General features: G+C 56.0%; 4 protein-coding genes, 1 tRNA gene, 2 rRNA genes and 1 pseudogene. 5 read left to right on the plus strand and 3 right to left on the minus strand.

Annotation, left to right across the window (positions count from 1 at the left end; genetic code table 11):
- The first annotated feature begins 142 nt into the window (after nt 1–142).
- From BF95_RS30525 to BF95_RS30005, 5 genes and pseudogenes are all read left to right on the plus strand, one after another.
- A complete protein-coding gene (locus BF95_RS30525) occupies nt 143–376 on the plus strand; it encodes a recombinase family protein (protein ID WP_268747208.1) in 234 nt (77 codons plus the stop codon).
- Between the two features lie 56 nt (nt 377–432).
- Nucleotides 433–516 (plus strand): annotated as a pseudogene (locus BF95_RS31290) (hypothetical protein); the annotation flags it as partial.
- Nucleotides 502–948 carry a recombinase family protein gene (locus BF95_RS29995; RefSeq protein WP_043155437.1) on the plus strand — a complete coding sequence of 149 codons (447 nt, stop codon included), beginning with the start codon at nt 502–504 and terminating at the stop codon, nt 946–948. The pseudogene BF95_RS31290 and the gene BF95_RS29995, both read left to right, overlap by 15 nt.
- A gap of 147 nt (nt 949–1,095) precedes the next feature.
- Entirely contained in the window at nt 1,096–1,254 is a 159-nt protein-coding gene (locus BF95_RS30000; RefSeq protein ID WP_235209995.1) for a recombinase zinc beta ribbon domain-containing protein, read from the plus strand.
- The gene (locus BF95_RS30005) at nt 1,251–1,802 is read left to right on the plus strand and encodes a hypothetical protein (RefSeq protein WP_235209994.1); all 552 of its coding nucleotides are present in this window, start codon (nt 1,251–1,253) and stop codon (nt 1,800–1,802) included. Before BF95_RS30000 ends, BF95_RS30005 begins: the two co-directional genes overlap by 4 nt.
- Here the strand turns inward: BF95_RS30005 and BF95_RS24705 are convergent.
- The 3 genes from BF95_RS24705 to BF95_RS24715 form a co-directional block, all read right to left on the minus strand.
- Nucleotides 1,781–1,857 (minus strand) — tRNA-Met (locus BF95_RS24705). The two genes, BF95_RS30005 and BF95_RS24705, sit on opposite strands and share 22 nt — an antisense overlap.
- A 107-nt stretch (nt 1,858–1,964) precedes the next feature.
- Nucleotides 1,965–2,079: ribosomal RNA gene (gene rrf / locus BF95_RS24710) — 5S ribosomal RNA — on the minus strand.
- A gap of 198 nt (nt 2,080–2,277) precedes the next feature.
- Nucleotides 2,278–3,348, minus strand: a 23S ribosomal RNA gene (locus BF95_RS24715); the annotation flags it as partial.

The raw sequence follows: 3,348 nt of genomic DNA on the forward strand, positions 1-3,348 counted from the left end.
CGCAGACCCCGTTCAAGTGCCGGGCGGAATTCCGGGCGAACGGCATAAAAAGCGCGTTCCAAATTTTTGATATATTCCTCAGATTGGCAAGCATGGTCAAAATCTGTAGACTGACCCCAAAGATCATCCCTGGAGACTCCGAATGCCCCGCGTAGCGTTGTATGCCCGCTATTCCGACGATAAGCAGAGCCCTGCATCGATCGACGATCAGTTTTTGATATGCCGTGAACAGGCGGCGCGCGAAGGCTGGCGGATTGTCGCCAATTATAAGGATGCAGCGATCTCAGGCGCGAGCGTCATACTGCGTCCCGGCATCCAGTCAYTTTTGCAGGATGCGCAGATGGGGCGCTTCGACATCCTGCTTGCTGAGCTCTAGATCGCGTATCGCGCGATCAGGCTGACGTAGCCACGCTCTACAAGAATCTCCAGTTCGCCGGCGTCAAAATCGTTACGCTGGCCGAGGGCGAAGTTTCCGAACTGCATGTCGGCCTCAAGGGCACGATGAACGCGCTATTCCTCAAGGATCTTGCGAAGAAGACCCATCGCGGTCTGCGCGGCCGCGTCGAGAAGGGTAAATCCGGGGGCGGGCTTTGCTTTGGCTACGACGTCGTGCGGCGCTTCTCGAGCGAAGGCGAACCTGTGCACGGCGAGCGGAGTATCAATGCCGCGGAAGCTGAAGTCATTCGCCAGGTTTTTCGACAGTTCGCCAACGGGCTCAGCCCCCATGCAATCGCCTGCCGTCTGAATGACTCTGGGATTTCAGCACCAACGGGCAAGCTGTGGACATCAACCACGATCCGCGGCCACGCCAAGCGCGGCACAGGCCTCCTCAACAACGAGCTTTATATCGGCAAACTTGTCTGGAACCGGCTGCGCTATCTGAAGAACCCGCAAACCGGTCTCCCGCATCAATCCCAAATCCGAATGGATTGTGACCGAGGTTCCTGATCTGCGGATCGTGGATGAAGAACTCTGGCAGGCCGTGAAGGCGAGGCAGGAAAATATCGCGATTCAATATGCCGACGTCATCGAGGCAACGCGCTCTGCCCATACAGCTCTTAATCGAACGCATCGCCCGAAAAGCCTTCTCTCCGCCTGGTTTACTGCGGCTGCTGCGGCGGTCCTTATTCCCTTCGCGGGCAGGGGCGGTTTGCCTGTTCGAACCATGCTGATACGAAAAGCTGCTCGAACGGGCATAGCATCACGCGCGACAAACTCGAAGCGCGCGTCCTGATGGTCTGTGCGATCGCATGATGACCCCCGAGGTCGCGGCAGAGGCCATTCGGACCTATGTCGAGGAGAGCAAACGCATCAACCACCAGCGCCGCGCGTCAGAAATCGCCGATCGAACGGATCTGCAGAAAGTCCTCAAGGCGATCAACGGCCTTGTGACACTCGCGAAAGAAGGCAAGGGCACACGCGCGCTTGTCGATGAGCTTTTGGAGTTGGAAGCCCAAGAGGATGCGCTCCGCGCCCGGCTCGCTGCGGCATCGGTGGATGTGCCCGACATCCATCCCAACATCTCCGAGATTTATCGGCGCAAGGTCGAGCGACTGACGCATTCACTATCACAGCCAGAGGAGTGCCAGGAAGCCGCCGATGCGTTGCGGGCGCTGATCGAGCGGATCGACCTTACGCCCGGCGCGAAGCGCGGTGAGGTCAACGCCATGCTCTACGGCGAGTTTGGCAGGATCCTGGAGTGGATCGAGCAGCGTCGAGTGGCCGAGAATGCACAAAGCCGGCGCTTTGGCGTCGGGGCTTTGTGGAATGTCGGTTTCGGTGGTTGCGGGAGTAGGATTTGAACCTACGACCTTCAGGTTATGAGCCTGACGAGCTACCGGGCTGCTCCATCCCGCGACACTGGTTGCCCCTTGGTTTTGGGGTAACGCAAAAAAGGCGGCTTTGGGGCCGCCTTTTTTGACAAGGTGAATGGGTTTGTGCTTGATTTGCTGACGAGCTTCAATGCCTGGCGACGCCCTACTCTTCCAGTGCTTGAGCAATAGTACCATCGGCGCAGACTGGTTTCACGGCCGAGTTCGGGATGGGATCGGGTGGGTCACAGACGCTATGGTCACCAAGCAATGAAGCTGGCGCAAAATCAGGGTTTATAATCGATACCGTGCACATTTTAAGCATTTTTACTTGGAAAAATGCGTCACCGGACACATTTTTTAGATGTGATATTCTGGCTGGCCTAAGAACCACGCCATCTTATTCGAACAACTGTTGCCAGTGCTGTCATTGATGGTGGGACTCTGCGGTTCATTGCTGAACCGTTTAAGCGCGAACAGAGCAATTAGGACTGGTTAGCTTCATGGATTACTCCACTTCCACATCCAGCCTATCAACGTCGTGGTCTACGACGGCTCGATGGAAATCTTATCTTGAGGGAGGCTTCCCGCTTAGATGCTTTCAGCGGTTATCCCGTCCATACATAGCTACCCAGCTGCGCTCCTGGCGGAACGACTGGTACACCAGAGGTATGTTCAACCCGGTCCTCTCGTACTAGGGTCAACTCCTCTCAAAATTTTCGACGCCCACGGCAGATAGGGACCAAAACTGTCTCGCGACGTTCTGAACCCAGCTCACGTACCACTTTAATTGGCGAACAGCCAAACCCTTGGGACCTGCTCCAGCCCCAGGATGTGATGAGCCGACATCGAGGTGCCAAACGATTCCGTCGATATGAGCTCTTGGGAATCATCAGCCTGTTATCCCCGGCGTACCTTTTATCCGTTGAGCGATGGCCCTTCCACGAGGGACCACCGGATCACTATGACCGACTTTCGTCTCTGCTCGACTTGTCAGTCTCGCAGTCAGGCGGCTTATGCCATTGCACTCTAACAGACGGTTTCCAACCGTCCTGAGCCCACCATCGCGCGCCTCCGTTACTCTTTAGGAGGCGACCGCCCCAGTCAAACTACCCACCACAGAGGGTCCCTGTACCGGATAACGGTACGAGGTTAGACATCAGAAAACAGCAGGGTGGTATTTCACCTATGGCTCCACATCAACTGGCGTCGATGCTTCAAAGCCTCCCACCTATGCTACACAGCTCTTTCCTAATGCCACTCTGAAGTTGCAGTAAAGGTGCACGGGGTCTTTCCGTCTAACCGCGGGTACTCCGCATCTTCACGGAGAATTCAATTTCGCTGAGCATATCCTGGAGACAGTGGGGAAGTCGTTACGCCATTCGTGCAGGTCGGAACTTACCCGACAAGGAATTTCGCTACCTTAGGACCGTTATAGTTACGGCCGCCGTTTACCTGGGCTTCAATTCAGTGCTTGCACACCTCCTCTTAACCTTCAGGCACCGGGCAGGCGTCAGGCCTATACGTCGTCTTGAAG

The sequence above is a fragment of the Sphingobium sp. Ant17 genome (assembly GCF_000588875.1).
Lineage (GTDB): Bacteria > Pseudomonadota > Alphaproteobacteria > Sphingomonadales > Sphingomonadaceae > Sphingobium.

Excerpts from the sequence above, each read along its gene's own strand:
- BF95_RS29995 (WP_043155437.1), top strand. The coding sequence starts at position 502 with ATGAACGCGCTATTCCTCAAGGATCTTGCGAAGAAGACCCATCGCGGT.
- BF95_RS30005 (WP_235209994.1), top strand. The coding sequence starts at position 1,251 with ATGATGACCCCCGAGGTCGCGGCAGAGGCCATTCGGACCTATGTCGAG.